Source organism: Magnetospirillum sp. WYHS-4 (assembly GCA_039908345.1).
Classification (GTDB): Bacteria; Pseudomonadota; Alphaproteobacteria; order Rhodospirillales; family GLO-3; genus JAMOBD01.
The window spans coordinates 1-1,191 of record JAMOBD010000160.1; the positions used below are offsets into that span (position 1 = coordinate 1).

The 1,191-nt window shown below is 60.6% G+C and carries 2 protein-coding genes; one reads left to right on the forward strand and one right to left on the reverse strand.

Annotated elements, in window-relative coordinates; genetic code table 11:
- The first annotated feature begins 251 nt into the window (after positions 1-251).
- Complete coding sequence (locus H7841_18575) at positions 252-791, forward strand: HlyD family type I secretion periplasmic adaptor subunit (protein MEO5338863.1); 540 nt, start codon at positions 252-254, stop codon at positions 789-791.
- Positions 792-1,003: 212 nt separating this feature from the next.
- Here H7841_18575 and H7841_18580 read toward each other — a convergent pair.
- Positions 1,004-1,191: hypothetical protein (locus H7841_18580; protein MEO5338864.1), on the reverse strand; the 188-nt coding region annotated here is incomplete at its 5' end.

Sequence of the window (1,191 nt, forward strand, 5' to 3'; positions counted from 1 at the left end):
CGACAGAGAAAATGTTCCACTACATTTTTCGCCAGGTCCGGATTTCAGGCCAAAAAACCCAATATTTTCAATAGGGGCCTCTCCCAAAACGCCCCTCCACTGTTCAAGTTGGGTCTGACGCTCGCCTGCTGATCGGCGGAGAAAGGGGCGAAGTTGGCAAAATTCGGATCGCTCGCATTGTAATACGACGGGAGGAACTGGGGAAAGGTATAGGTCAGAAGCGCAAGGTTGCGGAGGCCAGGGCGAACATCATGGCCTCCAAGGCGCGCCGTGCCCAGATGGAGGCGGAGTTCCAGCGCGACACGCTCTCCCGCCTCACCGAGACGCGCACCAAGGCATCCAGCCTGGAGCAGGAGCTCAGGAAGGCCCGCGAGCGCAACCGCCAGCAGACCCTGGCCTCCCCGGTGGACGGCACGGTGCTCAAGCTCGAGGTCCATACCGAGGGCGGCGTGGTCACCCCGGCCCAGAAGCTGATGGACATCGTGCCCAAGGATTCCGACCTGGAGGTCGAGGCCCAGGTGCTCAACAAGGACATCGGCTTCGTCAAGGACGGTCAGATCGCCGAGGTCAAGGTGGAGAGCTTCAACTTCACCCGCTATGGCACCATCGAGGGGACGCTGCGCCAGGTCTCGGCGGACTCGGTGCAGGACGAGAAGCAGGGTCTGATCTATCCGACCCGCGTCACGCTCGCGAGGAAGATCATGACCATCGACGGCAAGGAGGTGCCCCTGCAGCCCGGCATGTCGGTCTCGGTCGAGATCAAGACCGGCCAGCGTCGCATCACCGAGTAGCCGGTCTCTTCTACTTCGATCTGCAAACCCGCCGACTGACCCATCTTACGAAACAAGGGGAAATCGTCGAAGCGTGTTCAGCGGATGGGCAATGGATCATCCATCGGGCCATAGGCGGAGGAATACGCTATCTCAATCGCCGGATTGCCGTCATGCGATAGTGATTCGTACTCTTGACGAGACGCTTTCGGAATTCGGATCTGAAATGTTCATCATCGGAACTGGCAAGTAGGGCAGTAAGCCTTGTCTGCGAGGAAGGCTTCGGGATCGACCTCCTCGAGCAGCGCGGTGCGGTTCTTCAGGCTGGGCACCGCCTCCAGGAACCGCACCACCTCGTCGGCGCTCAACACCACCGGCAGCTTGCGCGGCTCGCGGGCATAGGCGATGCGCTCGGGGATAT